The organism is Bosea sp. 685, from assembly GCF_031884435.1.
Classification (GTDB): domain Bacteria; phylum Pseudomonadota; class Alphaproteobacteria; order Rhizobiales; family Beijerinckiaceae; genus Allobosea.
Genome location: NZ_CP134779.1, coordinates 1,925,705 through 1,948,446, shown reverse-complemented (window position 1 = coordinate 1,948,446; position 22,742 = coordinate 1,925,705). Strand labels below are relative to the sequence as shown.

Annotated in this window: 20 protein-coding genes, 1 tRNA gene and 1 pseudogene; 6 read left to right on the top strand and 16 right to left on the bottom strand. The window is 65.2% G+C overall.

Translation table 11 applies throughout. The annotated features are described in order from the left end of the window. Positions 1 to 114: 114 nt before the first annotated feature. Positions 115 to 1,377: a hemolysin family protein gene (locus RMR04_RS10525; RefSeq protein ID WP_311915793.1), complete on the bottom strand. Its 1,263-nt coding sequence runs from the start codon at positions 1,375 to 1,377 to the stop codon at positions 115 to 117. Positions 1,378 to 1,567: 190 nt separating this feature from the next. Between RMR04_RS10525 and RMR04_RS10520 the strand changes: the two genes are divergently transcribed. Then, the gene (locus RMR04_RS10520; RefSeq protein ID WP_311914614.1) at positions 1,568 to 2,215 is read left to right on the top strand and encodes a DUF938 domain-containing protein; all 648 of its coding nucleotides are present in this window, start codon (positions 1,568 to 1,570) and stop codon (positions 2,213 to 2,215) included. Positions 2,216 to 2,551: 336 nt separating this feature from the next. Here RMR04_RS10520 and RMR04_RS10515 read toward each other — a convergent pair whose 3' ends face one another. Continuing rightward, positions 2,552 to 3,430, bottom strand: coding sequence for a LysR family transcriptional regulator (locus RMR04_RS10515; RefSeq protein ID WP_311914613.1), 879 nt, complete (start codon positions 3,428 to 3,430; stop codon positions 2,552 to 2,554). Between the two features lie 170 nt (positions 3,431 to 3,600). Between RMR04_RS10515 and RMR04_RS10510 the strand changes: the two genes are divergently transcribed. Further along, complete coding sequence (locus tag RMR04_RS10510; protein WP_311914612.1) at positions 3,601 to 4,398, top strand: carboxylesterase family protein; 798 nt, start codon at positions 3,601 to 3,603, stop codon at positions 4,396 to 4,398. Positions 4,399 to 4,841: 443 nt separating this feature from the next. On the opposite strand, the gene RMR04_RS10505 is transcribed toward RMR04_RS10510, so the two are convergent. From RMR04_RS10505 to RMR04_RS10495, 3 genes are all read right to left on the bottom strand, one after another. After that, positions 4,842 to 5,243 carry a DoxX family membrane protein gene (locus tag RMR04_RS10505; protein ID WP_311914611.1) on the bottom strand — a complete coding sequence of 134 codons (402 nt, stop codon included), beginning with the start codon at positions 5,241 to 5,243 and terminating at the stop codon, positions 4,842 to 4,844. An 84-nt stretch (positions 5,244 to 5,327) separates the two neighbouring features. Further along, the gene (locus tag RMR04_RS10500) at positions 5,328 to 5,777 is read right to left on the bottom strand and encodes a tetratricopeptide repeat protein (RefSeq protein ID WP_311914610.1); all 450 of its coding nucleotides are present in this window, start codon (positions 5,775 to 5,777) and stop codon (positions 5,328 to 5,330) included. Between the two features lie 79 nt (positions 5,778 to 5,856). Further along, positions 5,857 to 6,828 (bottom strand): MBL fold metallo-hydrolase, encoded by a 972-nt coding sequence (locus RMR04_RS10495; protein ID WP_311914609.1) that lies wholly within the window; start codon positions 6,826 to 6,828, stop codon positions 5,857 to 5,859. 219 nt (positions 6,829 to 7,047) lie between these two features. Between RMR04_RS10495 and RMR04_RS10490 the strand changes: the two genes are divergently transcribed. The 3 genes and pseudogenes from RMR04_RS10490 (at position 7,048) to RMR04_RS10485 (ending at position 8,356) form a co-directional block, all read left to right on the top strand. After that, complete coding sequence (locus tag RMR04_RS10490; RefSeq protein ID WP_311914608.1) at positions 7,048 to 7,575, top strand: sigma-70 family RNA polymerase sigma factor; 528 nt, start codon at positions 7,048 to 7,050, stop codon at positions 7,573 to 7,575. Then, positions 7,565 to 7,627 (top strand): annotated as a pseudogene (locus RMR04_RS32100) (hypothetical protein); the annotation flags it as partial. The gene RMR04_RS10490 and the pseudogene RMR04_RS32100, both read left to right, overlap by 11 nt. 309 nt (positions 7,628 to 7,936) lie before the next feature. After that, positions 7,937 to 8,356 (top strand): anti-sigma factor family protein, encoded by a 420-nt coding sequence (locus tag RMR04_RS10485; RefSeq protein WP_311914607.1) that lies wholly within the window; start codon positions 7,937 to 7,939, stop codon positions 8,354 to 8,356. Between the two features lie 16 nt (positions 8,357 to 8,372). Here RMR04_RS10485 and RMR04_RS10480 read toward each other — a convergent pair. From RMR04_RS10480 to RMR04_RS10440, 9 genes are all read right to left on the bottom strand, one after another. After that, positions 8,373 to 8,460: transfer RNA gene (locus tag RMR04_RS10480), tRNA-Leu, on the bottom strand. Positions 8,461 to 8,527: 67 nt separating this feature from the next. After that, on the bottom strand, positions 8,528 to 9,205 hold the full coding sequence (locus RMR04_RS10475; RefSeq protein ID WP_311914606.1) for a DUF1190 domain-containing protein: 678 nt from the start codon (positions 9,203 to 9,205) through the stop codon (positions 8,528 to 8,530). 28 nt (positions 9,206 to 9,233) lie between these two features. Next, complete coding sequence (locus tag RMR04_RS10470) at positions 9,234 to 10,814, bottom strand: AMP-binding protein (RefSeq protein ID WP_311914605.1); 1,581 nt, start codon at positions 10,812 to 10,814, stop codon at positions 9,234 to 9,236. A 131-nt stretch (positions 10,815 to 10,945) separates the two neighbouring features. After that, positions 10,946 to 13,783: a phosphoenolpyruvate carboxylase gene (locus RMR04_RS10465; protein ID WP_311914604.1), complete on the bottom strand. Its 2,838-nt coding sequence runs from the start codon at positions 13,781 to 13,783 to the stop codon at positions 10,946 to 10,948. A gap of 120 nt (positions 13,784 to 13,903) precedes the next feature. Beyond that, positions 13,904 to 15,781 (bottom strand): putative bifunctional diguanylate cyclase/phosphodiesterase, encoded by a 1,878-nt coding sequence (locus RMR04_RS10460; RefSeq protein ID WP_311914603.1) that lies wholly within the window; start codon positions 15,779 to 15,781, stop codon positions 13,904 to 13,906. 87 nt (positions 15,782 to 15,868) lie between these two features. Next, on the bottom strand, positions 15,869 to 17,419 hold the full coding sequence (locus RMR04_RS10455) for a DHA2 family efflux MFS transporter permease subunit (protein WP_311914602.1): 1,551 nt from the start codon (positions 17,417 to 17,419) through the stop codon (positions 15,869 to 15,871). Then, on the bottom strand, positions 17,412 to 18,632 hold the full coding sequence (locus tag RMR04_RS10450) for an HlyD family secretion protein (RefSeq protein ID WP_311914601.1): 1,221 nt from the start codon (positions 18,630 to 18,632) through the stop codon (positions 17,412 to 17,414). Before RMR04_RS10450 ends, RMR04_RS10455 begins: the two co-directional genes overlap by 8 nt. A gap of 7 nt (positions 18,633 to 18,639) precedes the next feature. Continuing rightward, a complete protein-coding gene (locus tag RMR04_RS10445) occupies positions 18,640 to 19,131 on the bottom strand; it encodes a MarR family winged helix-turn-helix transcriptional regulator (RefSeq protein ID WP_311915791.1) in 492 nt (163 codons plus the stop codon). A 459-nt stretch (positions 19,132 to 19,590) separates the two neighbouring features. Then, positions 19,591 to 20,067: an Lrp/AsnC family transcriptional regulator gene (locus RMR04_RS10440; protein ID WP_311914600.1), complete on the bottom strand. Its 477-nt coding sequence runs from the start codon at positions 20,065 to 20,067 to the stop codon at positions 19,591 to 19,593. Positions 20,068 to 20,169: 102 nt separating this feature from the next. Between RMR04_RS10440 and RMR04_RS10435 the strand changes: the two genes are divergently transcribed. Then, complete coding sequence (locus tag RMR04_RS10435) at positions 20,170 to 21,051, top strand: EamA family transporter (RefSeq protein WP_311914599.1); 882 nt, start codon at positions 20,170 to 20,172, stop codon at positions 21,049 to 21,051. Positions 21,052 to 21,358: 307 nt separating this feature from the next. Here RMR04_RS10435 and RMR04_RS10430 read toward each other — a convergent pair whose 3' ends face one another. Together RMR04_RS10430 and RMR04_RS10425 are read right to left on the bottom strand one after the other, a co-directional pair. Further along, a complete protein-coding gene (locus RMR04_RS10430) occupies positions 21,359 to 22,486 on the bottom strand; it encodes a D-alanine--D-alanine ligase family protein (RefSeq protein ID WP_311914598.1) in 1,128 nt (375 codons plus the stop codon). Next, positions 22,483 to 22,677, bottom strand: coding sequence for a hypothetical protein (locus tag RMR04_RS10425; RefSeq protein ID WP_311914597.1), 195 nt, complete (start codon positions 22,675 to 22,677; stop codon positions 22,483 to 22,485). The genes RMR04_RS10430 and RMR04_RS10425 overlap by 4 nt, the downstream gene beginning before the upstream one ends. Positions 22,678 to 22,742 lie beyond the last annotated feature (65 nt).

Here is a 22,742-nt window from a genome sequence, read left to right as displayed (position 1 = left end):
GAAAGGAATCTGGACGCGAACTTTGGGCCGGAGCCTCACGGGGTCGTCGCGGTGAACCCCTTGGGGACTTTAGACCACGGCGCGGCGATCACCGTCAATGCCCGCAAGCCGGCCTCACTCGATCCGGCTGACCAGCACCTTGTCGATCCGGCGCCCATCGAGATCGACCACCTCATAGCGCCAATGCCCCTTGTCGAAGAACTCGCCGACATTGGGCAGACGGTTGAGCTCAGCCAGGATGAAGCCCGCCACCGTCTGGAAGTCGGCGTCGCGCGGGATATGGATACCGAGCTCATGCGAGAACTCGTCGACCTGCATCCAGCCAGCGACCAGATAAGAGCCGTCGGCGCGCGTCACGATCGGCGGCTCGCTCTCCTCCTCCTCCTGGAAGGCGCCAATGATCGCTTCCAGCACGTCGCCTGGCGTGATGATGCCCTCGAAATGCCCGTACTCGTCGAAGACCAGCGCCATATGCACCTTGGAGGCGCGGATATCGCGCAGGATCCGCAAAGCATTGGCCGTGTCCATCACCACCGGCGCCTCGTCGACGAGCTGGCGCAGATCATGCGCCGCGCCGTCCGAGAGCAGATCGATCATATCCTTGACGATGACGACGCCGATGATCGAGTCGGGTTCGCCGTCCTGGACCGGTAGCCGCGAGCGGCGCGTCGCGCGCAACTGGGCCCGGATCTCGTCGGCGCTGTCGGCGAGATCGATCACCTCGACCTCACGGCGCGGCGTCATCAGCGCACGCGCCGACCGATCGGCGAGCCGCATCACGCCCGAGATCATCTCGCGCTCGTCGCGCTCCAGCACGCCGGCCGTCTCCGCCTCGGCAATGATGGTGCGGACCTCCTCCTCGGTGACCTTCTCCTCGGGTTCGCCCTTCTGGCCGAGCAGGCTCAGCACGGCGCGCCCCGAGAGATCGAGCAGGAAGACCAAAGGCGCGCCAATCTTGGAGAGGAACAGCATGGCGGGCGCGGCGCGCGCGGCGACGCGCTCGGGATCGCGCAAGGCGATCTGCTTGGGCACCAGTTCACCCAGGATCAGCGAGAGATAGGTGATCGCCACCACCACCGCACCGACGCCAAGCCCGTCCGAGGCCGCACGCGACAGGCCCTGCTGCGCCAGCCACTCGGCCAGCCGCGCCCCCAGGGTCGCGCCCGAAAAGGCGCCCGAGAGCACGCCCACCAGCGTGATGCCGATCTGCACGGTCGAGAGGAAGCGGCCCGGATTCTCGGTCAGGCGGATCGCGATCGCCGCGCCCTTATTGCCTTGATCGCTGAGAACCTTGAGCCTGGCTGGGCGGGACGAGACGACGGCCAATTCGGACATGGACAGAAGACCGTTAATCACGGTCAATGCCACGACGATCAATATCTCGGTTAACAAAACCAGCCCGCGCCATGCAAAGCCGCACTCGTCAGCGGCCTGCTTCAAAAGCCCTTATAGCGTATCGCGATTGCGTGGCGATGGGTCGCAGCAAAGATTCGCAAGACTCGATGGTCGCAAGGCCCTGGATCGCAAGGCCCTGGATCGCAAGCCCCGGTCGAAAGGCAGGATGGACATGACGAGCAAGACAAGCGGGCCGTGGCAGCCGGCCGCGAGCGAAACGAGGCCCAGTGACCAGCGCCTCTTCGCGCCCGCCACGCAGCGCAACCGCGACGCGATCCTTGCAGTGTTGCGCGACGTGCTGCCCGCGACCGGGCTCGTGCTGGAGATCGCCAGCGGCTCGGGCGAGCATGCCCTGCATTTCGCCAGCGCCCTGCCCGGCCTCGCCTTCCAGCCCAGCGACCCCTCGCCCGAGGCGCTGGAGAGCATCAAGGCCTGGACGCAAGGCGCGCAAAATATCCGCCCGCCCGTGCTGATCGACGCAGCGGCTCCGGCCTGGCCGGTTGCGAGCGCCGACGCGATCCTCTGCATCAACATGATCCATATCGCGCCCTGGGCGGCGACGCAGGGCCTGATCCGCCAGGCCGGGCGCATCCTGAAAGCCGGCGCGCCGCTCTATCTCTACGGTCCCTATCGCCGCCCCGGCCGCGCGCTCGAGCCCAGCAACGCCGCCTTCGACGCGAGCCTGCGCAGCCGCAACCCGGACTGGGGCCTGCGCGATCTCGATGAGGTCGCAGCATTGGCAGGGGAAGCAGGCTTCTCAGTGCCCGAGGTCATCGAGATGCCGGCGAACAATCTGAGCGTGGTGTTTCGGAAGTTGTGAGGCAGCATTGCCGGCCATCTCGCCTTGATAGGATTTAATCGGGCGCCGTGCTGCGCCCCACTGCGAGCAACCGGGCGCCAGCCCCAACCATAATCCCGTCGGCATGAGCCGTGGAGGGCGTCAATCGGCGCGCGTAGCTTTCGGCCAAGGGCGGGGAGCGGACCTCCACGGGCCGGATCGATCGAAGCCTAGCCTTAGCGTTCCGTAGCCAAGCAGTTCGTCGGGATCAGCCGCTGGCGATGGCTGAGCGTTACGACGTTCCACACCATGCCACCGGTTGCTTTGAGGAACCGCACCCCGTCGTAGAGGCGGAGGAAACATGATGCGGCGGGCTCTTCAGGCGTTCGAAATCGCAGTTTCTGATTTAAGCCAGTTGCGAAACGCGAGCATCGCTGAAGACATCGAGCGCGACTGAAGCCATGTCAGCCAGTAGCTCCCGAGCGATACGGAGGTCGAAAAGGGACAGACGAGCCTTCCCGCTGCGATGTGGTTCTGGAACATGGCCGTGGGCACCAGGGCGACGCCGGCACCAGATGCTGCGACTTCGGCGAGCGCAAGGGAACTGTCGAACACAGGGCCTCTACCATGCAGCGGTCCGATACCGGCAGCGCTGGCCCAGCCCAGCCATTCGTCAGAGCGATACGATCTCAACAAGACCTCGTCCTTGAGGTCGTTAGGGTGCTTTAGGCCTGCTGCGATGGCCGGTACGCAAACCGGGGCCATGGGGGCGTCGAAAACCTTCTCGGCAACGGTGGCGTGCCAGGCACCGCTGCCAAAGCGGATGGCGTAATCCAGCCCCTCGGCAGCGATGTCGACCCGATTATTGTTAGTCGACAGCCTGAGTTCCACCGAAGGATGCAACTCATGGAACGCCTTCAGCCTCGGTAGGAGCCATCCCAAAGCGAACGTGCCGACGCTGCCCACGACCAGCACCTCGCGCTTTGCACCAGGCGCGAAGCGATCGAGCGTTTGCGCGATCAGGTCGAAGCTCTCCCGCAGCGTCGGCAGCAGGGATCGTCCTTCGTCGCTGAGTGCCAACCCCCGCGGCAGACGCCGGAAGAGCTCGACGGCGAGCCGGACCTCTAGCGACCTGACCTGTTGACTCACAGCCGCCTGGGTCACGCAGAGCTCGATGGCAGCCTTGGTGAAGCTCAGGTGCCTCGCCGAGGCCTCGAAGGCGCGTAGCGCGTTCAGCGGAAGAAGCGGTCGGTCCATTCAAAGCCTAAAGAAAATCCATTGGCTCGTTAGAGATATCGCCGTTTGTGCAGCGTCAAGTGACAACCGATGAAGAGCGCAGAGAGCCTTGGCTTTCCACACCCTTCAACGATGAGGAAGCGATGCGACGCCCCCTGCCTCTTACCGCGAGCTTGCTCGCGATATTCTTCATGGCCGGACTTGCCGCCCAGGCAGGCGAGGTGAAGGAAGAGCGACGCCTTTATGGGCCATCTTCGACGCATCTCGTCGAGGTCGAGACTCTCACCAAAACTCCGATCGACGCATTCAAACCGGACATCTTCACGGTGTCCGAGGGTCGAACAATTCCGTATCGTTTGCTCTCGCCATCCAAGCACGGCCAAGCCAAATCGCCGCTTGTCGTTGCGCTGCATGCATCGGGCGCGGTCGGAGCGGACAACGTCAGCCAAGTCGGACCGTTAATCCGGAGTTGGTCCATCCCGAAAATCGCGGACGATTTCCCGGCTTACGTCGTCGCGCCGCAATTCCCCACGCGTAGCGCGAACTATAGCGGCGAAGGCAGCAACCGGGTCGCCCACGCTGGAGAACACCTCGCCGATGTCCTGGCTCTGGTCGAAGACTTGAAGCGGCGCCTACCGATCGATCCGCAGCGGGTCTATCTGGTCGGGTTCTCGATGGGAGCCTCGGCAGCGATGATCGCGGCCGCTACGAAGCCGAAAACGTTCGCGGGCGTCGTAGCCTTCTCGGGAGTGCCACCGCGGCGCAGTCTCGCGGCGAACGCAGCGAAGGTCCCATTCCTGCTCGTGCACGGCACAGAGGATAAGGAGAACCCCTATGCCGCAAGCCGGTCATGGGCGGGTGCGCTAGCGAAAGCGGGCAATTCGCCGACATTCGTGACCTATGACGGCATGGATCATCGGCTTAGCCCTGACCAGTTTCTATCGTTGGGCTGGCGCACATGGCTGTTCAAGCAGCGACGGGGATCCTGACCGCCGAGGTTGATGACTGCACTGCCGGACAGGAGGAGGCGGCAACTCCGGTTCGGCCACAACAGGCCATAGCTCATGGCCCCTCCATTATCGGGGCGAACACCTTCGTCGCAGGCTATGGAGTGCCCAAGCTCGCTCACGTTTCAGTTCGCTAGAGCGTTTTCGAGCGAAGTGGAAACCGGTTCATGTGAAGAAAATGCAATAAAACAAGGAGGTAGAGCATTTCCGCGATTCGGAGAAACGTGGAAATTCTCTAAGTGTCGCGAACGGGACTTCAAGACTGGCTTCATAAAAGCCATTTGGTCTAACGGGATCATCCGTGAAACCGATCACCGGACCCCCAGCTTCCCGGCTGGGGGTTTCCGTGTTTTTGGCGCTGGATCGCGACGAGGAATGGCTCTGAGAGGTGACGCCGCCGGCGAGACGTGAACCCGCACAGCCTTTCAGCCGAGAGGCTTTGGCCGACCGAGCGGCAACACGAAGCGGCCCGGACCGAAGGCGCAAAGCACGAGGAGCCCCCCTGCGATCGCCAGATCCTTCTCGAAATGCAGCAACTGATTGCCATCGGACAGGGCATTGTGGAACAGGCCCGCCGCAACGACGCAAAATGCCGCCAGCGCCAGAGCCGCATGGCGGCTGAACAGTCCCAGCACGAGCAGGACGCCGCCACCGAGTTCGACGACAAGCACGCCAGGCAGCAGCCGACCGGGAATGCCGAAGCGCTCCATATAGGCCATGGATGGGCCAAAATGCGTCAGCTTCACCCAGGATTCGTGCAGGAACAGTGCAGCGAGCAGCAGGCGACCCAGCAATGCCGCACTGTCGCGGAACATCGATCGTGTCATGGTCTCGTCCTTGCCAGATCTCGTTCTTGATAGGTCGTACCGGATCGGCTCCGAGGCCGATCCGGGATGGCGTGATCGTCGGGCTCAGTTCGTCTTCGCCACCGCAGCGAGCGCCTTTTCGAGGTCCTCGCGCTCCTCGCACCCCTGTGGACAGAGCTTGACCAGGGTCGCGAGATTGTCGCGCGCCTTGGCGATCTCGCCCATCTCGACATAAAGCTCGCCCTGATATTCGAGAGCGCCCTTATGGCCGGGGTCGAAGTCGAGCGCCTTACGGTAATAGGTCAGCGCCGTCTTCTGGTCGCCGCTCTTGCGCAGGGAGAAGCCGAGCAGATTGTAGACGTCGGCATGCTGGACACCGGCGTCGATCATGCCGTTCAGGTCTTTGATCGCGGCTTTGAACTCCTTGGCCTTGATCTCCGACCTGACGGCGCTCAGGTCGGGCGCGCCCCTGGTCGGTGTGGTATCGACGGCGAATGCTGCAGTCGAAGCAGCGAGAGCGCTCGCGAAAGCTGCGCATACGATTTTGCGGATCATAACTGTCTCCAGGATTGGGATCACGGCAGGATTGGGATCAGGGAACCACTGGGTCGCATTCAGCGCCGGCCCGGGCGGGTTAGGCCTTCTCGGGGGTAAAGGCGTAGCCGGCGCCGTCCTTGGCGAAGACCCCTTTGCCGGGGAACGGGAAATGCGCCCCGCAGATCGCCATCTTCTCGGCGATGACGCGATCGATCAGCGTGCGACGCGTCTCGACGGCCGTTGCGCTGTCCTGATCATAGCTGCCCTGCCAATCCGGATGCGGTGCGAGCAGGGCCGGGACATAGGCGACATCGTTGGAGATCATCAGCTGCTCGTTGCCCGAGCTGACATGGAAGGCGGCGTGCCCGGGCGTATGGCCCGGCGTCCTGACCAGCCTGACGCCCGGCGCGACCTCGGGCTCGCCATCGACGAGCCTGAAGTTCTTCCAGCCCGGAAAGACCGCGTTGATCCTTTGCCCGAGCGCCTTGCGCGCATCGGGCAGCTTCTCGACGCGGCCGGGCTCTGTCCACCATTTATACTCGGTCGCGGTGACGATGATCTCGGCGTGGGGAAACACGGGAGCGTTGGTGCCACGATCCATCAGGCCAAAAATGTGGTCGGGATGGAAATGCGAGACCAGGATCGTGCCGATCTTGGTCGGATCGATGCCCGCGGCCGCCATGTTGGCTGCGAGCTTGGTGGCCGTAGGCTGCCATTGCGCGGCGCCGGAACCGGCATCGACCATGACATAGCGTTCGCCGATCTTAAGCACGACGACGGTCAGCGGGATCGGCACGAAGGCCGTCGTCTGGCCAGCCTTGGCGAGCGCCTCCTTGGTCTCCTCGATCGAGGCATTCTTGATGAAGGCGGGGTCGTGCGGCTTTTCCCAGATCCCGTCATAGAGCGCGGTGACCTCGATCGAACCGACCTTGTAGCGGAGAAAGCCGACGGCCGGATCGGGAATGGTCTGGGCTTGGGCCGGCGCGACGAGATGCAGCGGCTTCGTCAATCCGAAGGCGGCGGCAAGCGAACTCGCGACAAGCGCATCGCGGCGTGAGAGAAGGATCATCGAGCAACTCCCGGAGGTCTCAAGGCGAGCGCCGCAGTGGCGTCGCGCAGTCCAAGAGCCGGGGCCGACCCGGTTTATTCCCGCGATCAAGCAAAAGAGCGCGGGAATAAACCGGACGTGATCGGGATCATAGAGGAGAGCCGCTAGCTTCCACCGATCTCCTCAGTCCAAGGCAAACACGGGATCATGCCCATTCCGTCTCGTTTCGAGCAGCTGGCATTGCCGCATCAGGAGGCTGCCTTCGGCCTGGCCTTCTGGCTGCTGAGTTCGCGGGCCGATGCCGAGGACGTCGTGCAGGAAGCGTTTTTGCGTGCCTTCCGCGCCTTTGACGGCTTTCGCGGCGAGGACATCCGGCCATGGCTCTTCGCCATTGTCCGCAACGCCGCCTACCGCACACTCAACAACCGCCAGCGCACCGCAAACGTGATCTCCCTCGACGCCGCTTTTTACAGACGGGAGGGTGACACGGGAGCCCCATTCGACATTGCCGCCGAGGCCCCCTCTGCCGAGGACGCGCTGATCGGCGAAGCGGAGCGAGACCTCGTACGCCTCGCTCTGGCGGAACTGCCCACGGCCTTCCGCGAAGTCGTCGTACTGCGCGAGATCGAGGGGCTCAGCTATCGCGAGATCTCCGAGATCACCGGCACGGCGGTTGGAACCGTGATGTCGCGGCTGTCGCGCGGCCGCCTGTTGCTGCGTCGGGCGCTTGCCCGCGAAACCGGGAAGGATCGCTCCCATGCCTTGTGACCGGCACGCTCATCTGCTGAGCGCCTATCTCGACAGGGAACTGCCGGATGACGAGCATGACGCGCTTGCGCGCCATATTGCGGACTGCCCGGACTGCGCGACGCTTGTCTCCGATCTGCGCCAAACAAGCAGGGCCGTCGCCGGCCTTGGCCGAGAGCCTATGCCCGAAGGCCTGTCTCAGCGCCTCAGGCAGTCACTGGAGCAGGAATCGGACGCTTTAGCGCCGTCACCGTCTCCTCGCCCCGTACCGGCCCTTTCCGCATCAATCGTGCCGCGGCGCTGGACGGCCTCAGCGCTTATACGGCAGGCCGCCGTGCTCGTATTCGCATGTCTTCTGTCGGCGCTTGCGACATGGTGGTTCGTGACCGGATCTGCACGCGATACGCTGCTCGCACGGGATCTGCTTTCGGCCCATCTGCGCTCGCTGCAGCAGGAAAGCCCAATCCAGGTCGCCTCCTCCGACGCTCACACGGTGAAGCCCTGGTTCGCCGGAAAGGTCGATTTCTCACCCGAGGTCCGCGATCTCGCCGCACAAGGCTATCCGCTACTCGGCGGCCGGCTCGATACGATCGCCGGCCGGCGCGTCGGCGTCCTCGTCTACAAGCGCCGGCTCCACCTGATCAATGTTTTCGCCTGGGCCTCCGACGCCCCGGACACAGCGCCCGCCCTGACGAAGCGCAACGGCTATAATCTGCTGAGCTGGACACGCGGGGGTGTCGTCTACACGGCCGTCTCCGATCTCGACGGGGACGAGCTCAAGCAGCTTTCCCAAATGCTCTGAGAGGTCGCTGAGGTGGTGGTGCGGACGGCGGGGATCGAACCCGCACAGCCTTTCGGGCCGAGAGATTTTAAGTCTCTTGCGTCTACCAGTTTCGCCACGTCCGCCTGCCCGCAGGGGTAGCGGGCGCAGGCTCCCGGCGCAAGCGGCTCCAGGCTCTTGCGCGCAAGCCATTCAATGCCGGCGGGCGGGCTTGTACCATTCGACGCCGTCGGGATCGACATAGAGGCCCGGTGCGACATTGGAGCCAATGCTCTTCTGCTCCATCGGCACGCGCACCGTATCGTCGCGGTCGCCGCGTTTCACGTAAGGTCCTGCGGCTTGCGTCTGGTGGCCATGCCGGCTGCTGCGCGCCTCGGTCGGCCCGGACACGTTTTGCCGGCCCGCCACCTTGTCCTGAAGCTCCGTCACCGAACGCCCGGCGAAGGCGACCCGCCCGGCCCCCTCGACCACCGGCAAGGCCCGCAAGGCGGTGCCCTCGCCCGTCAGGCGCACGCCGTTGAAGCGCGGCACATAGGTCGCTCCACCGCGCCCGAGCGTATCCCAGCCACCGGCTGCGACCAGTTGCGCGCCGCAGCGCTTATGGATCTGCTCGCAGGACGCGCGCGAGGCATAGCGCGGCGCCTTCTGCTCGAATTCGGCGCGGGCATTGCGATAGGCGAACTCGCATTGCTCGGCACTCAGCAGGCCGGCCTCGACGCATTCGTCGCGCCGCTCATAAACCGCGCTCTTGCCCTGGATCACGCTCTTGCCTTGCGCCGCGAGATCGGCGGGCGAGCCCAGATAGAGCGCCGGGGCGAGCGCCGCTATGCGGAGAGTGGAGAGGAGCGCGGAGGCGGAGACCGTGATCATGCGCTGCACCATAGCCAAGATTGTGGCGTCACAGCAGCGAACGTCGCGAGGCCGCAAGCTCGCGCGTCGCGCCATAGTCGATCTTGCCGTTGCCGAGCACCGGAATCGAATTGGTCACCAGGATCGCGCGCGGCACCCATAATTCGGGAAAGCCCTGCGCCTTCGCCTCGTCCAGCAAGGCGCGCTTCTCGGCATCGGGCTTTTCGGTGACGAGGACGAGCTGCTCGCCCTTGCGCGCATCGGGCAGCGCCACCACGACATGGTTCTGCTCCGGCCAGAGTCCAGCGATCATCGCCTCGACCGCGGCAAGCGAGACCATCTCTCCGCCGAGCTTGGCGAAACGCTTGGCGCGGCCCTTGATCACCACGAAGCCGTCATCGATCGCGACGATGTCGCCGGTGTCGTGCCAGCCGCCCTCCGGCGGCACGATCTTGCCCGGCTCCTCGGCGCTGAGATAGCCGGCCATGACATTGGGGCCCCGCACGCAAAGCTTGCCGCCCTCGGTGATGCCCTCGACCGGATCGAGCCTCGCCTCGATGCCCGGCAGCAGGCGCCCGACGCTGCCCTCGCGCATGGCCACAGGCGTGTTGCAGGCGAGCACGGGAGAGCATTCGGTGCAGCCATAGCCTTCCAGGATCGTGGTGCCGTAAGGCTCCCACATCCGGCGTGTCTCCGGCTTCACCCGCTCGGCACCGGCGACGACATAGCGCACGCTCTTGAGGTCGTCGGGATCGGCGGCGCGCGCATAGCCTTGCAGGAAGGTGTCGGTCGCGAACAGGAAGCTGCAGCCCATCTCGCCGATCAGCCTGGGCACCTGCTTGTAGTGCAGCGGGCTCGGATAGAGCACGACCTTCATGCCCTGCAGCAGCGGCATCAGGAGCCCCGCCGTCAGCCCGAAGGAGTGGAAGGCCGGCAGCGGGTTCATGACGATGTCGCGCTCGGAAAGGAAGCCGGCGGCGAGCTGGAAGATCTGGCGTGCGTTCGAGACCAGATTGGCGTGGGAGAGCACGACGCCCTTCGGCCTGCCCTCGGTGCCGGAGGTGAACAGCACCACCGCCGCATCGTCCGGCTTGGCCTCGTAAGCGCGATGCGCGAGCCCGGGCGCGAGGCTGAGCAGCGCACCATAGGCCTTGTCGAAACTGGTGATCTGCTTGCGGATTTCCTCGAGATAGATCACCCGCCGGCCTTCACCCAGGGCCGCGATCTCGTCGTCGAGCTTGGCCTGGTCGATGAAGCGACGCGAGGTGATGATCGTCTTGAGCCCGGCAAGCTCGGCTGCCGCCCGCAGATTCTTCACCCCGGCGGTGAAGTTCAGCAGCGCCGGCACGCGGCCGAAGGCGGAGAGTCCGAACAGCGTCACCGCCATGCCCTGCATATTGGGCAGCAGCAGGCCGACGCGTTCAGCCGTTTGCGTGACGCCTGCAAGCTTGCGCCCCAACACCAGCGCGCCCAGCATGAGCCGCCCGAAGCTGATCGGCTGGCGCTCGGGATCCTCCAGAGCGATCCGGGCCCGGCCGTGGCGAGTGCTCGCCTGGATCAGCGCACGAAACAGGGTGATCCGCGCCGCCGGCGCGTCGAAGGACGGGACGTCGAATTCCGTGTCGGCCATGTTTGGCTCGGCTCCAGCTAGGCGTTTCCCTCAACGCCTACCTAAGGGCTTTGGCGGTCGTTGCAATCAAAAGGGCGCGCCTTATCCAATTAAGGCGCCGTCATTCCGGGGCAGCGAGCGCAGCCGAAAACCTAGCCGAAGGCCCCGATCTCGTGCTGGATCGCGCCCGAGATCTCGCGCAGCAGGTCGAAGCAGGCTCGCATCGGCGCGAAGACGTCGCGGTGCAACGCTTCATAAGTCCCGCCCTCGCGCGGTCCCGGCGGCTCGCCGAAATCCAGCCCGATCGTCGGATCGGGATTGAGCGGGAAGATCTCGCCGAGCAGGAGCAGCGAGGCCGGAATGTCGAGCCGCAGGATGCGCTCGATCAAGGCCTCGCGCGTCAAGCCGGCATGGGGCCGGAAATCCGGGATATGCGTGGCCGAAAGCCAGATCCGGTGCATCACCGCAAGCCGCAGCGCATGCAGCGCGACCAGCCTGACCGACATGCGCGGCGTGTCGCCCGCCACCGTCTGCAGCTTCAGCCAGTCCGATGAGAGCCGCCAGAACAGGCGCCTCAACGCCGGCGCGAGCTCAAGCCGCGCCAGCGCGTCGGCAACCGCAAGCAATTCGTCGCGCCGCCCCTCCCGCACCGTTCGCCGCGCACGATCGAACCAGTTGCCGGGGTCGAGCGTGTCGAGATAGGCGCGCAGCACGTCGAGATCGCTATTGGCCATGGCGTAAGCCGCGAGGCTGTAGGCGCGCTCGAAGCGGTCGGAGCGCTCGCGCATGGCACGGAACAGATCGGGCGCGCGCCCGGCCGCCTGGCCAAGACCATGCACGCTGTTGGCGAGCCAGCCGAGTTGTTGGAGAATCGCATTGTTGGGGATGGCGCGCAGTTCGCGCGGATGGCGGATGCGCGTCGGCCCGCCCGCATCGCTTTGCCGCGCCGCCGGGCGTGAGCCGGTCTTGTCGAGCAGCGACGGGCCGAAGGTGCCGATCAGCGCGGCATAGCCGGGATCATCGACCAGAGCGGTCATCTCCTCTCGCACGGTCTGGAAGAACTCCGAGGCGAAATCCGGCTCCTGATAGATCGGGTCGGCGGCCGCATCATTGCCCGCATCCCGGCCTTCGCCGAAGACGGCCTCGGCGATACGCCCGACGGTCGCCGCCGCAATCTGCGGCGTGCCGAAGAGCAGATAGCCGTCGCTGCCCTGGAAGCTCGTCTCGCGCACCGTTGCGATGCCCGCCCGCTTGAAGGCCTGCCGCGCGAAAGCCGGATCGAGATAGGCCAGGCGATCGCTGAGGCTGCGCGGATGCGCGCCGCGCCCTGCCGACTCGCCATGGGTGTCGAAGATCACGAGTTCGATATCGCTCAGCCCGTAGCGCGTCAGCAATTCGCAGATGCGGATGCGCAGGCGCTCGACCCAGAAGGTCGCCGCGACCTGACCGATATAGCGCCCGGAATCGGAATAGCCAAACTGGATGCAGAGCCGGCCATGCTGCTTGAGATAGTCGCGGAAATGCGGACTACGCAGCGCCTCGTCGATGATGCGCGGCCCCTGCTCCAGCGCGTCCGAGGTCTCGAATAGCGGCGAGATCTCGACCTTGTCGGCAATGCCGAAGCGCTTCGCCAGCCAGAGCGCGCAGAGCAGCGTGTAGCCCGTCTCGGTTTCCGCCACGAGGAAGCGCACCGGGCGCGTCCCGTCGAGATGCTTCACGATCTGCGCGATCGTCATCATCATCCGCGCGGCCGAGGCGCGCTCGGCCGCGAGCGCGCCGAAATCGACCGCCGTCGGCTCGACCTTGCCGAGCAGGGCGTTGGCCGCGCTGAGGAAGGCGCGCCGCTGCGCCGGCAAGGCAGGTTCCTCATCGAGCGGAATGACCCCGCGCATCGCATTGTGGAGCTGCGAGGCGTTGAGCCGGAAATGCGGCAGCGCAATCGAGACGCCATGGGCAACGCAACCTGCCTTGACCAGGCACAGCGCCATCGCCGTGTCGTCATCGGCGCGGGCCGCCGCGATCGCCCGATCGAGCGCCGCGATCAATCCGGAGGCCTCCGGCAGGGCCGTCTCGCGCTCCCCGACCAGAGCCAGGGCGAAGGCCTGCAGCGCGGTCAGCGCCGGTTGCGTGCCGATCGGCGGCGCGAGTGCGAGCTGGCGTTCGACGGCGGCAAGTGCGGCCGACACCATCGCTCGCACCTCGACTGTGGCAGCCACCTCCGGCAGCTTCTCCAGAATGCGCACGAACTGTCCGCGCTTGGATTCGAGCCGGTAGCGCAGCGTGTCCCACCAGCCGATATCGGTGCGACCATCCGTGTCGCAACCGACCCAGGAGGCCAGGATCAAGGGCCGCGGCGCGAGCTCGCGCCAGCGCTCCGGCCAGCGCAAGCGCGCCGCCGTCAGCAGCGCCGCGTTCAAGCGGTCGAGCGCATCGCGGGCATGGCGCACGGCGAAGCGCGCCTGCTCGAATTCGTCCTGCAGCGTGATAGCGCCATCGGGCCGGAAGGAGAGCGCCTCATTCTCAACCACCGCTGCGCCAGCCGCATCGCCCGAGGCGAGATCGGCCAGCGCATGCGCCAGCTTCCGGCTCATGCCGAAGGTCGGATGGGCCGTGAACACGGCAGCGAAGCGTGGCCGGGCGGTCGCAGTGCGAAAATGCGCGAAGGGCTCGGGCTCTCCCTCAGCCGCAGCAGCCAGCCGCTCGGCCAGCGCCAGCAGCGGCACATCGCCATCATCCGTCAGCCCGACATAGGCCGCTACGCGCCCCGCCCGCTCGCGCAAGGCCTCGCGGCCAAGATGGCGCACGAGACCAAGCGCAGCGTCCAATGTCAGCTCGCCGCGATCCATCCGCCGCGTCAGCCAGAGCGTGACCCTGAGCACGGGATTGCCGAACGGGTCTTCGCGCGCATCCTTGCGCGCCTGCTCGACCGCGCCCTGGAGCTCCAGCGCCAGCGCCGCCGATCCACCTTGCTCCTCGAGCCCGTCCGTCATCGCCCGCTCTCCCTCACGGATGGAGCAGGCAAGTTTTGGACCTGCGATGCAAGATGGCTTCGATGCAAGATGCCTGGGAGGCGAGATGCCTGGGACGCAAGACCAAGACGAGGACGAAGATCACGCCACGCGGGTCTCACGGCAGGCGATCGGCAAGAGCCAGTCGACGGCGCGCGAAGCGGGAACCGCCGGCGAGAACAGGAAGCCCTGGCCGAATGGGCAGCCCAGCGCCTTCAGTGCCTGCAATTGCGCCGCCGTCTCGATGCCTTCGGCGACGATGTCCATGCCCAGGCTCGCCCCGAGGCGTAGGATCGTCTCCAAGATGGCGCGATCCTGCGCCGAGCTGAGGAAACGCTGCACGAAGGATTTGTCGATCTTGATGACGTCGATCGGATAGCTGCGCAGATGCACGAGCGAGGCATAGCCCGTTCCGAAATCATCGAGCGCGACGCGCATGCCGCTCTGCTTCAGGCGCTCGAGGATGCGCTTCACCGGGCCAGATTCATCATCGAGGAAGACGCCCTCCGTCACCTCGATCTCGATCATGCCGGGCGTCAGGCCCTGCTCGGCGACGCGCTCGATCAGCGTCTCCGCGAAGTGATGGTCATGGAGCTGCGAGGCGCTCAGATTGATCGCGAGGCTGCCGAAATCGAAGCCAGCACGATGCCAGAGCCCGGCCTGGCACAAGGCCTTCTCGACCACCCATTTGCCCAGCCGCGCCGAAAGGTCGGGATCGTTCAAGGCCGCCTGGAAGGCCCCGGCCGCGACCACCCGCCCATCGGGCATCCGCCGACGCAGGAGCGCCTCGAACCCCGACAGGTTCTGGTCGGAAAGCCGCAGCTTGGGCTGGTAGTACAGTTCGAGCTGATTCTCGATCAGGGCGCGGCCGATATCCCGGACGGTCTCGAAGCGCCGCTCACCCTCGCTCTTCATCTGCGGATCGAAGACCCTGAACGTGTTCTTGCCGGCCGCCTTGGCTGCATAGAGCGCGATATCGGCATGGCTGAACAGCTCCGCCGCGCTTGAGGCGTCGAAGCCCTGCGGGATCGCGATCCCCGCCGAGGCGCCGAGCTGGAAAGCATGCGCGCCCCAGGCGATCGGGCGGCGCAAAGCGTCGAGGATGCGCTCGGTCAGGGCCTCGGCAGCCAACCGATCGGCAGCCGCGCCCATCAGCACCGCGAACTCATCGCCGCCGATCCGCGCCACCAATCGCGCCTCGGCGCAGATACCGCTCAGGCGCAGCGCGACCTGCTTCAGGCATTCGTCGCCGTGCCCATGGCCGAAGGTGTCGTTGACCTGCTTGAAGCCGTCGAGATCGACGAGCAGGAGCGGACCGGCAGGCTCTGCCTTCTGGCCGGACAAGATCGCCTGGAACTGGCTGCGATTGGCGAGCCCGGTCATCAGGTCGATTTCCGCCAGGAACCGCGTCTGGTCCCAGAGCGCCCGCTCCTCGGTGATGTCCTGCTTCATGCCGAAGATGCGCACCGCGACGCCGTTTTCGCTCTCGACATCGGCGGTGAGCCGCATCCAGCGCTCCTTGCCGAGCGCGGTCGTGATCTTGGCGTCGAGCGTGAATCCGCCCCGTTCGCGAATCGCCTTGCTGCGCAGGGTCTGCATCGCGACGCGCGACTCAGGGTCGTACATCTCGACGATTCTGGGCCGATCGAGCTTGGAGCCGCGCGGGAGCTCGAAGAGATCGTAGACGGCGTCGGTCCAGCGCAAGGAATCGGCATTGGTCAGATCACATTCCCAGACGCCGATTTTCGCAGCTTCGGAGGAGCGGTCGAAGATCTTCTTGCTATGCGCCAGTGCCTCGTCGCGCTCGCGCAGGAGCTGGGATTTCTCTTCCACCTCCCGCTGCAATCGTTCGACCCGCTCCAGCAGGCAAGCCAGTTCGCCATCGGACTGCGCCATGGCGACGCCGGACTCGCGCCAGGCCGCGGAACGCGCCGGCTCGGGTTCCGGCAAGGGGTGGTCGCGCACGATAGGCTCTTTCAACTGAGAATCCGCTCAGGACGCCATGCTAGTGCTCAGTCGATTAAGCCTTTGTTAGCCGCAATGAAGCGGGCGGGCCTAGAGGCTGCCCTACTCCATCACCATCGCATGATCGTCGGCGGGAGCCTCCTGCCGCTTCGGGCTGCGCAGCAGGATGACCAGCGGGATCGCGGCCAGGCACAAGAGCATCAGCAACTTGAAATCATCGATATAGGCGATGATCGTGGCTTGCTTCGTGACCACCTCGTCGAGCGCGGCGCGGCCGGCAAGCTTCAGCGGATCCCAGGCCTGCTTGATCGCCGGGTTCTCGAAGACGCGATTATATGGAGTGACGTAATTGGCTATCTCCGCATGGTTCACCTGCGTGTTGCGGGTCAGGAGATAGGCAACGAAGGAAATGCCGACGCTGGAGCCGATATTGCGCGACAGGTTGTAGAGGCCCGTGCCGTCGCCGCGGAACTGCGCCGGCAAGGTCGCGAAGGTCACCGTCGTCAACGGCACGAACAAGAGGCCCAAGCCGGCGCCCTGGATGAAGCCCGTAACCATGATCGTGGTCTGCGAGACATCAGGCGTCCAGCCGGACATGTCGTACATCGCCCAGGCGCTGACGCCGAGGCCGGCCGTCAGCAGCAGGCGGATATCGACCTTGCCGATCAGCCGCCCGACGAGGAACATGCAGACCATGGTGCCAAGCCCGCGCGGCCCCATGACGACGCCGGCGGTGACGACCGGATAGCCCATCAGCGTCTGCAGATAGGGCGTCATCAACGCCATCGAGGCGAGGTAGGTGATGCCGACGACGAAGATGAAGATCATGCCGACGCTGAAGTTCCGGTCGAGGAACAGGCGCGGCTTGATGAAGGAATTCTGGGCCGTGAAGGTGTGGACGACGAGGATGTAGAAGGCGGCAGCGCAGACCGCGGCCTCGATGATGATCTCGCCGGAATCGAACCAGTCGAGCTGCGCGCCGCGATCGAGGAAGATCTGCAGCGAGGCGATGCCGAGGCTCAGCGCCCCGAAACCGATCCAGTCGAGCTTCGCGGTGACGTTGGTGGCGGTTTCCTTGAGGTAAATCGCAACGCCCGTGAAGGCGAGCGCGCCGAGCGGCAGGTTGATGTAGAAGACCCAGCGCCAGGAGATGTTCTCGGTCAGCCAGCCGCCGATCACCGGGCCGAGCACCGGGCCGACCATCACCGAGACGCCAAACAGCGCCATCGCCGAGCCGCGCTCCTCGGGCGTGTAGATATCGAGCAGGATGCCCTGAGAGATCGGCACCAGCGCCGCGCCGAAGAAGCCCTGCAGCAGGCGGAAGCCGACGATCTGCGACAGCGACTGCGCCGCGCCGCACAGCATCGAGGCCACGACGAAGCCGACGATCGCGACCGAGAGCACGCGCTTGCGGCCGAAGCGCGCAGCCAGGAAGCCCGAGGGCGGCGTCATAATCGCAGCCGCAACGATATAGGAGGTCAGGACCCAGTTGATCTGGTCCGCGCTCGCCGAGACACTGCCCTGGATATAGGGCAGTGCGACATTCGCGATCGTCGTGTCGAGCGCCTGCATCACCACGGAAAGGATCACGCAGGCGGTGATCGCGCCGCGATTGGCGACGCGGACGAACACCGGCGCGGCGGGATCAGCCATGGCGGGGCTCTGACTTTCCAAACGGCCAGGACTTTTCAAACGACCAGGAGACGAAGCGCGGCAGGCCGCGCGCATGGCCGGTGTCGATGTCGAGCACCACACTCATGCCGGCACGCAGTTGCGGCTTGTCCGCCGGGGTTTCGATGCGCACGCGCATGGCGATGCGCTGGACGACCTTGACCCAGTTGCCGCTGGTGTTCTGGGCGGGCAGCAGCGAGAAGCTCGCCGCCGAGGCCGGGCTGATGCTGTCGACGACGCCGGTCCAGTCCTGGCCCGGATAGCTGTCGACCGCGACCGTCGCCTTCTGGCCCGGGCGCACCCAGGTCAGCTCGGTTTCCTTGGGGCTCGCCTGGATCCAGACATGGTCGGTCGAGACCAGGCTGAAGGCGTTCGTCGCCGCGGCGAGATATTGCCCCTTCTGCAGGGAGGGCACATTCGTCACGATGCCGTCCATCGGCGCCCTGACCTCCGTATGCGCCAATTGGCGGGCGGCCTCGCCGCGCGCGGCGACGGCGTCCTTGTAGCGGGGATGGTCGGTTGCGGGCGCGTCGGGATCGCCATTGAGATTGGCGGCGATGCCGGCAAGCTGGGTCTGGAGCAAGGCCAGCTTCTGCACCGCGCCGTCAAGATCATGCTTCGCCTGATCGAAGATCGCCTGCGAGGCATAGGACTTCGTCGCCAGATCCTGCTGGCGCTTGAACGCCACGGTATAGAAATCGATATCGATCTTCGCCTGAACGATCTGGCTCTGCACACCCTTGTAGCTCGCCTGCAGCGCGGCGATGTCGTTCTTGACGATGCCGATCTGCGCATCCGCCCGGTCGAGAGCAAGACGGAACTGCTGGTCGTCGAGCGTGAACAGGACATCGCCGGCCTTCACGACCTGATTATCGTGAACCCCGATGTCACTGACGATGCCGGCGACATCGGTCGAGAGGCCGACAATATCGGCCTGAACATAGGCGTTCTCGGTCGACATCACCTGCCCGCCGACAACATAGAAATAACCGCCGACGACGAGCGCGACGGGCAGCAGCGCAAACAGCACCCGCCGCCGGATGCCGGCCCGTTTCGCGGCGACGACCTTGCTGGCCGGCGCCTCCGCCTGAGGCGTCGCCTCGGCCGAAGGGGCGAGCTTGCTCGCGGCGCGGCGGATCTCGGTCACGTTGCTGGCCGGCGTCGGTTCGTCATTGGCCTGGGATTGGGACTTCATGGCTGCTTCATCCATGGCTGGCCTGCTTTTCCGCACGCGGCGTGCTGCTGCAGGCGGCGGTCAGGTTCGATTTCATCGCCCCCAGAAGGGCGAGAAGATGTTCGCGCTCGGCATCCGAGATTTCGCCGAAGGCTTCCGCCCGGGTGATTTCGCCGATCCCGCGCATCTCCGCGAGCTTCGGCCCGGCCTTCTCGGTGAGGAAGAGCCGCCAGACCCGCCGGTCCGTCGCATGCGCGCGACGCTCGACCAGGCCGCAGGCCTCGAGCTTGTCGACGATGCGCCCGAGCGTGATCGGCTCGACCTCCAGCAATTCGGCGAGCCCGCCCTGCTGAATGCCCTCGTTATGGTTGAGATAGGCGAGCACCTGCCATTGCGAGCGCGTCAGACCGAGGCTGCTCGCCCGGCCATGCTGCTCGAAACGCTTCCGCAGCAGACGCGCCACATCGTGCAGGAGGAAGCCGACGGAAGGAGGCGGATGCCCTGTCGGGTCATTAGGCATGCTGTTCATAGGCATGCTTATAATATTGACGCCTAGGACTTCCAACGGGCGCGATGCGTTTTGTCGCAGACCACAGCGCAGGGCCGCCATGCCGCCAGGGCGGTGCTGTCTTCTGTCCCGGCGCAGCGAGAGGGGACGACCGTTTGATGCTTGGGCTGTGAGCTGACCGCCGCTCCTCCGTCATTCCGGGGCTTCGCGTCAGCGAAGAGCCTGGAACCCAGAGCCGATGCCGGTCCTCCATAGTGCGGCTCGCATGGTGAGCTTCACTGATCGAGCGCATCGGTTCTGGGTTCCGGGCTCAGGCCTGCGGCCCGCCCCGGAATGACGGGATGGTTCGGAGGGAGAAAACGATCTGCGTTGCGCCTTCCTTCCCTCATCCGTCAGCGCTACGCGCTGCCACCTTCTCCCCCGAGGGGAGAAGGGAAAAGGAGCGCCACGCCTTCATCCGCCGTGCACGGACTACTCGATCGGCAGCCTCAGCGGCGGCAATCTGCGCGGGACGGGAGACGACTGGATGATCGACGTGTTCGTCATCGAATAGGGGATGAGCTTGTCGATCAACTGCTCCAGCGCCTCGACACTCTCGACATGGGCGCGAGCGATGAAGCAGTCTTCGCCGGTGATGCGGTCGCATTCCACGATCTCCGGAATCCCCCGCAGGATTTCGGTCACGTTGTGAAGCTGGCCGGGAATCGGCCGGATACGGAGCCAGGCCGCGAGCGGCAGGCCAAGCGCCTTGGGGTTGATCGTGACGGTATAGCCCTCGATCACGCCCGCCTCCTCCAGCCGCCTGACCCTTTCAGATACGCTCGGCGAAGACAGCCCGACGAGACGCCCCAGCTCCGCGATGCTGATCCGCGCATCGGCGGCGAGCGCATCGAGCAGCCGAAGATCCGTCGCGTCCAATCCGCCATTTTCATATCGAAGGCGCTTCATCGAAATCACCATGCGCTTGCAAGGAAGAAATAGAAATTCTCCTCGCATCAGGCATTTAATCGAGCGAACTATCCTCTCATGATGATGGCGAGGGAGCAACTCGTGCCATCATCGAAGCTGACGCTCAATGGAGCCGCCGAAGCCGTTCCGCCTTATGCCTGGTTCGGGGTCAGCGCCATCTTCCACTATCTCGGGCCGTCCTTCGCCGTGCTGCTTTTTCCAGCGGTCGGAGTTCTTGGCGTGGCGTGGTTCCGGATCGCGTCAGCAGCGCTCATCTTCGCGCCCTTCACCAAACCGTGGAGAACGATCCGGGAGGCCGACGCGAAGACGAGGCTGCTGCTGCTCGGCCTCGGCGCCTGCCTCGCGGCCATGAACACGGCCTTCTATCTGGCTCTCGACCGCCTCCCCATGAGCCTCGTGGCGGCCATGGAGTTCGTCGGCACGATCGGTGTCGCCCTCTACGGGCTGCGCACGCGCCGCAACGCCCTGGCGCTGCTTCTGGCGGTGCTCGGCGTCGTCATCATGATCGACTTGAAAGGGTCGACGGACATGCTGGGGCTGCTCTGGGCAAGCCTGAACGGAGCGCTTTTCGTGGGCTATATCGTGCTCGGTCACAAAGCCGCGGAAGATGGGGCGAATGGCGGCGTCGAGCGTCTTGGCGCCGCCATGGCTATTGCCTTCGTCATCCTCATGCCGATCGGCTTCACCGAGGCGGCCAGGGCATTTGGCGCGATCAATCTGGTGCTTGCCGGCATCGCGGTCGGCCTATGCTCGTCGGTCATTCCCTACATAGCCGACCAGCTTGCGATGTCCCGCCTGCCGCGTCAGACCTTCGCGCTTTGCCTGGCGATCCTGCCTGCGACGGCAACCGTCATTGCGGCGATCGTCCTCGCCCAGATCCCGAGCCTGCAAGACATTCTCGGCGTGGCTCTGGTCATAGCCGGCGTTGCGGTCCACTCGCCGCCGAAGGCGAGCGAGGGATAGCCGCTTGGCCAAGTGGGCGGGGGCGGAATAGGCCGGGGCTTTTGGGGCCGAGAATAAACGGGAAGGTCGTCTCCGCCCTCATGCACGGCTTGTCCCGAGCATGACGAGAACGGGGCGGAGACCCCTTCTCCCCTGGCGGGAGAAGGTGGCTCGGCGAAGCCGAGACGGATGAGGGGGCGCTGTGAGCTCACCGTCTGGCCTGAACGCCACGCCAACCGGAAAGGGCACGGCGCCCCCTCATCCGGCGCTGCGCGCCACCTTCTCCCGCCAGGGGAGAAGGAATAAAGAGCGCGGGAGCCGCGCCGCCTCAGAGCTGATCCTGATAGTCAGTCTTCAGCCCATGCTTGCCCGCCTGCTTCTCCAGGGCGAGTTCGATCAGGCGGCTCAGCAGGTCCCGGTAAGGCAGCCCGGAGGCTTCCATCATCTTGGGATACATGCTGATCGAGGTGAAGCCCGGCAAGGTGTTGATTTCGTTGAAGTAGAAATCACCGCCCCGGCGGTCGAGGAAGAAATCGACCCGGGCAAGGCCGCTGCATTCGAGCGCGACGAAGGCGTCATTCGCGAGCTGCCTGACCCGGTCCATCTGCGCAGTGTCGAGCTTGGCCGGCAGATCGACGGTCGCGCCGTCCTGATCGAGGTATTTGGCCTCGTAGGAATAAAATTCATGCTTGGGGTTGGCATTGATCTCGCTCGCCACGCTCACGAACAGCGGCTCGCCCTCGAGCACTGCCACCTCGATCTCGCGGACATCGATACCCTGCTCGACCAACACCTTGACGTCGTAGAGGAAGGCGTCGCGCAGCGCCGCATCCAGCGCGTCCCATTGCTTCACCTTATGCACGCCGACGCTTGAGCCCATATTGCAGGGCTTCACGAAGACGGGCAGCGTCAGCTTCTCGCGCACGGCCTGGGCCCAGCGGGCCGGGTCGCGCTCATAATCGCGCTTCGCCAGCGCCAGATAGGGCAGCACCGGCAACCCCGCGAACAAGGCCAGCCGCTTGGCGATGTCCTTGTCCATCCCGATCGCCGAGCTCAGCACGCCGGAGCCGACATAGGCGACGCCGGCGAGCTCCAGGACGCCCTGCACCGCCCCATCCTCGTAGAGCGGACCGTGCATCACCGGGAAGACCACGTCGATTGGCCGCGGCGACGTCGCTGAACCGATCACCGGCAGGAGCGTGGCGCGCCCGTCGGCCTGGGGCGAGAGCCGCATTTCCGGGGCATCATCGAAGATGGGCAACGCCCGCCCCTTCGCCTCCTCGATGAGGCGCAGGTCGTTCCACTGCCACTTGCCCTGCTTGTCGATGCTGATCGGGACCACGTCGAAGCGATCCCGGTCGAGATGCTCGATCACCGAGGCCGCCGATTGCAGCGAAACCTCATGTTCCCCGGATTTGCCCCCGTAGAGGACCGCGACTCGGATTTTCTCTTTCATGACCAGCGTTCTAGCTTGTCGGATCGCGCCTGCAAATCCGGTCGCGCCAGGAGAGCCTCGCTCAGCCACGCTCGGGGCTGCTCAGGCCGCGCGGCACCGCCATCGAGATCGGGCGGGAACAGAGATGGCGAACCCATCGAGAGCCTGGTGACGTTGGTGAGTGACAGAACCAGCACCGCGCTCTCGCTCATCGCCGAATCCAAATATTCATCCCATCAGAAATCAGCGCTCAATTTACGGAACGGAGCCAAATATC

What these genes read in the sequence shown, in the direction of transcription:
- RMR04_RS10520 (WP_311914614.1), top strand. Translation starts at nt 1,568, where the DNA reads ATGACGAGCAAGACAAGCGGGCCGTGGCAGCCGGCCGCGAGCGAAACG.
- RMR04_RS10515 (WP_311914613.1), bottom strand. Translation starts at nt 3,430, where the DNA reads ATGGACCGACCGCTTCTTCCGCTGAACGCGCTACGCGCCTTCGAGGCC.
- RMR04_RS10510 (WP_311914612.1), top strand. Translation starts at nt 3,601, where the DNA reads ATGGCCGGACTTGCCGCCCAGGCAGGCGAGGTGAAGGAAGAGCGACGC.
- RMR04_RS10505 (WP_311914611.1), bottom strand. Translation starts at nt 5,243, where the DNA reads ATGACACGATCGATGTTCCGCGACAGTGCGGCATTGCTGGGTCGCCTG.
- RMR04_RS10500 (WP_311914610.1), bottom strand. Translation starts at nt 5,777, where the DNA reads ATGATCCGCAAAATCGTATGCGCAGCTTTCGCGAGCGCTCTCGCTGCT.
- RMR04_RS10495 (WP_311914609.1), bottom strand. Translation starts at nt 6,828, where the DNA reads ATGATCCTTCTCTCACGCCGCGATGCGCTTGTCGCGAGTTCGCTTGCC.
- RMR04_RS10475 (WP_311914606.1), bottom strand. Translation starts at nt 9,205, where the DNA reads ATGATCACGGTCTCCGCCTCCGCGCTCCTCTCCACTCTCCGCATAGCG.
- RMR04_RS10470 (WP_311914605.1), bottom strand. Translation starts at nt 10,814, where the DNA reads ATGGCCGACACGGAATTCGACGTCCCGTCCTTCGACGCGCCGGCGGCG.
- RMR04_RS10465 (WP_311914604.1), bottom strand. Translation starts at nt 13,783, where the DNA reads ATGACGGACGGGCTCGAGGAGCAAGGTGGATCGGCGGCGCTGGCGCTG.
- RMR04_RS10455 (WP_311914602.1), bottom strand. Translation starts at nt 17,419, where the DNA reads ATGGCTGATCCCGCCGCGCCGGTGTTCGTCCGCGTCGCCAATCGCGGC.
- RMR04_RS10450 (WP_311914601.1), bottom strand. Translation starts at nt 18,632, where the DNA reads ATGAAGTCCCAATCCCAGGCCAATGACGAACCGACGCCGGCCAGCAAC.
- RMR04_RS10445 (WP_311915791.1), bottom strand. Translation starts at nt 19,131, where the DNA reads ATGCCTAATGACCCGACAGGGCATCCGCCTCCTTCCGTCGGCTTCCTC.
- RMR04_RS10440 (WP_311914600.1), bottom strand. Translation starts at nt 20,067, where the DNA reads ATGAAGCGCCTTCGATATGAAAATGGCGGATTGGACGCGACGGATCTT.
- RMR04_RS10430 (WP_311914598.1), bottom strand. Translation starts at nt 22,486, where the DNA reads ATGAAAGAGAAAATCCGAGTCGCGGTCCTCTACGGGGGCAAATCCGGG.
- RMR04_RS10425 (WP_311914597.1), bottom strand. Translation starts at nt 22,677, where the DNA reads ATGAGCGAGAGCGCGGTGCTGGTTCTGTCACTCACCAACGTCACCAGG.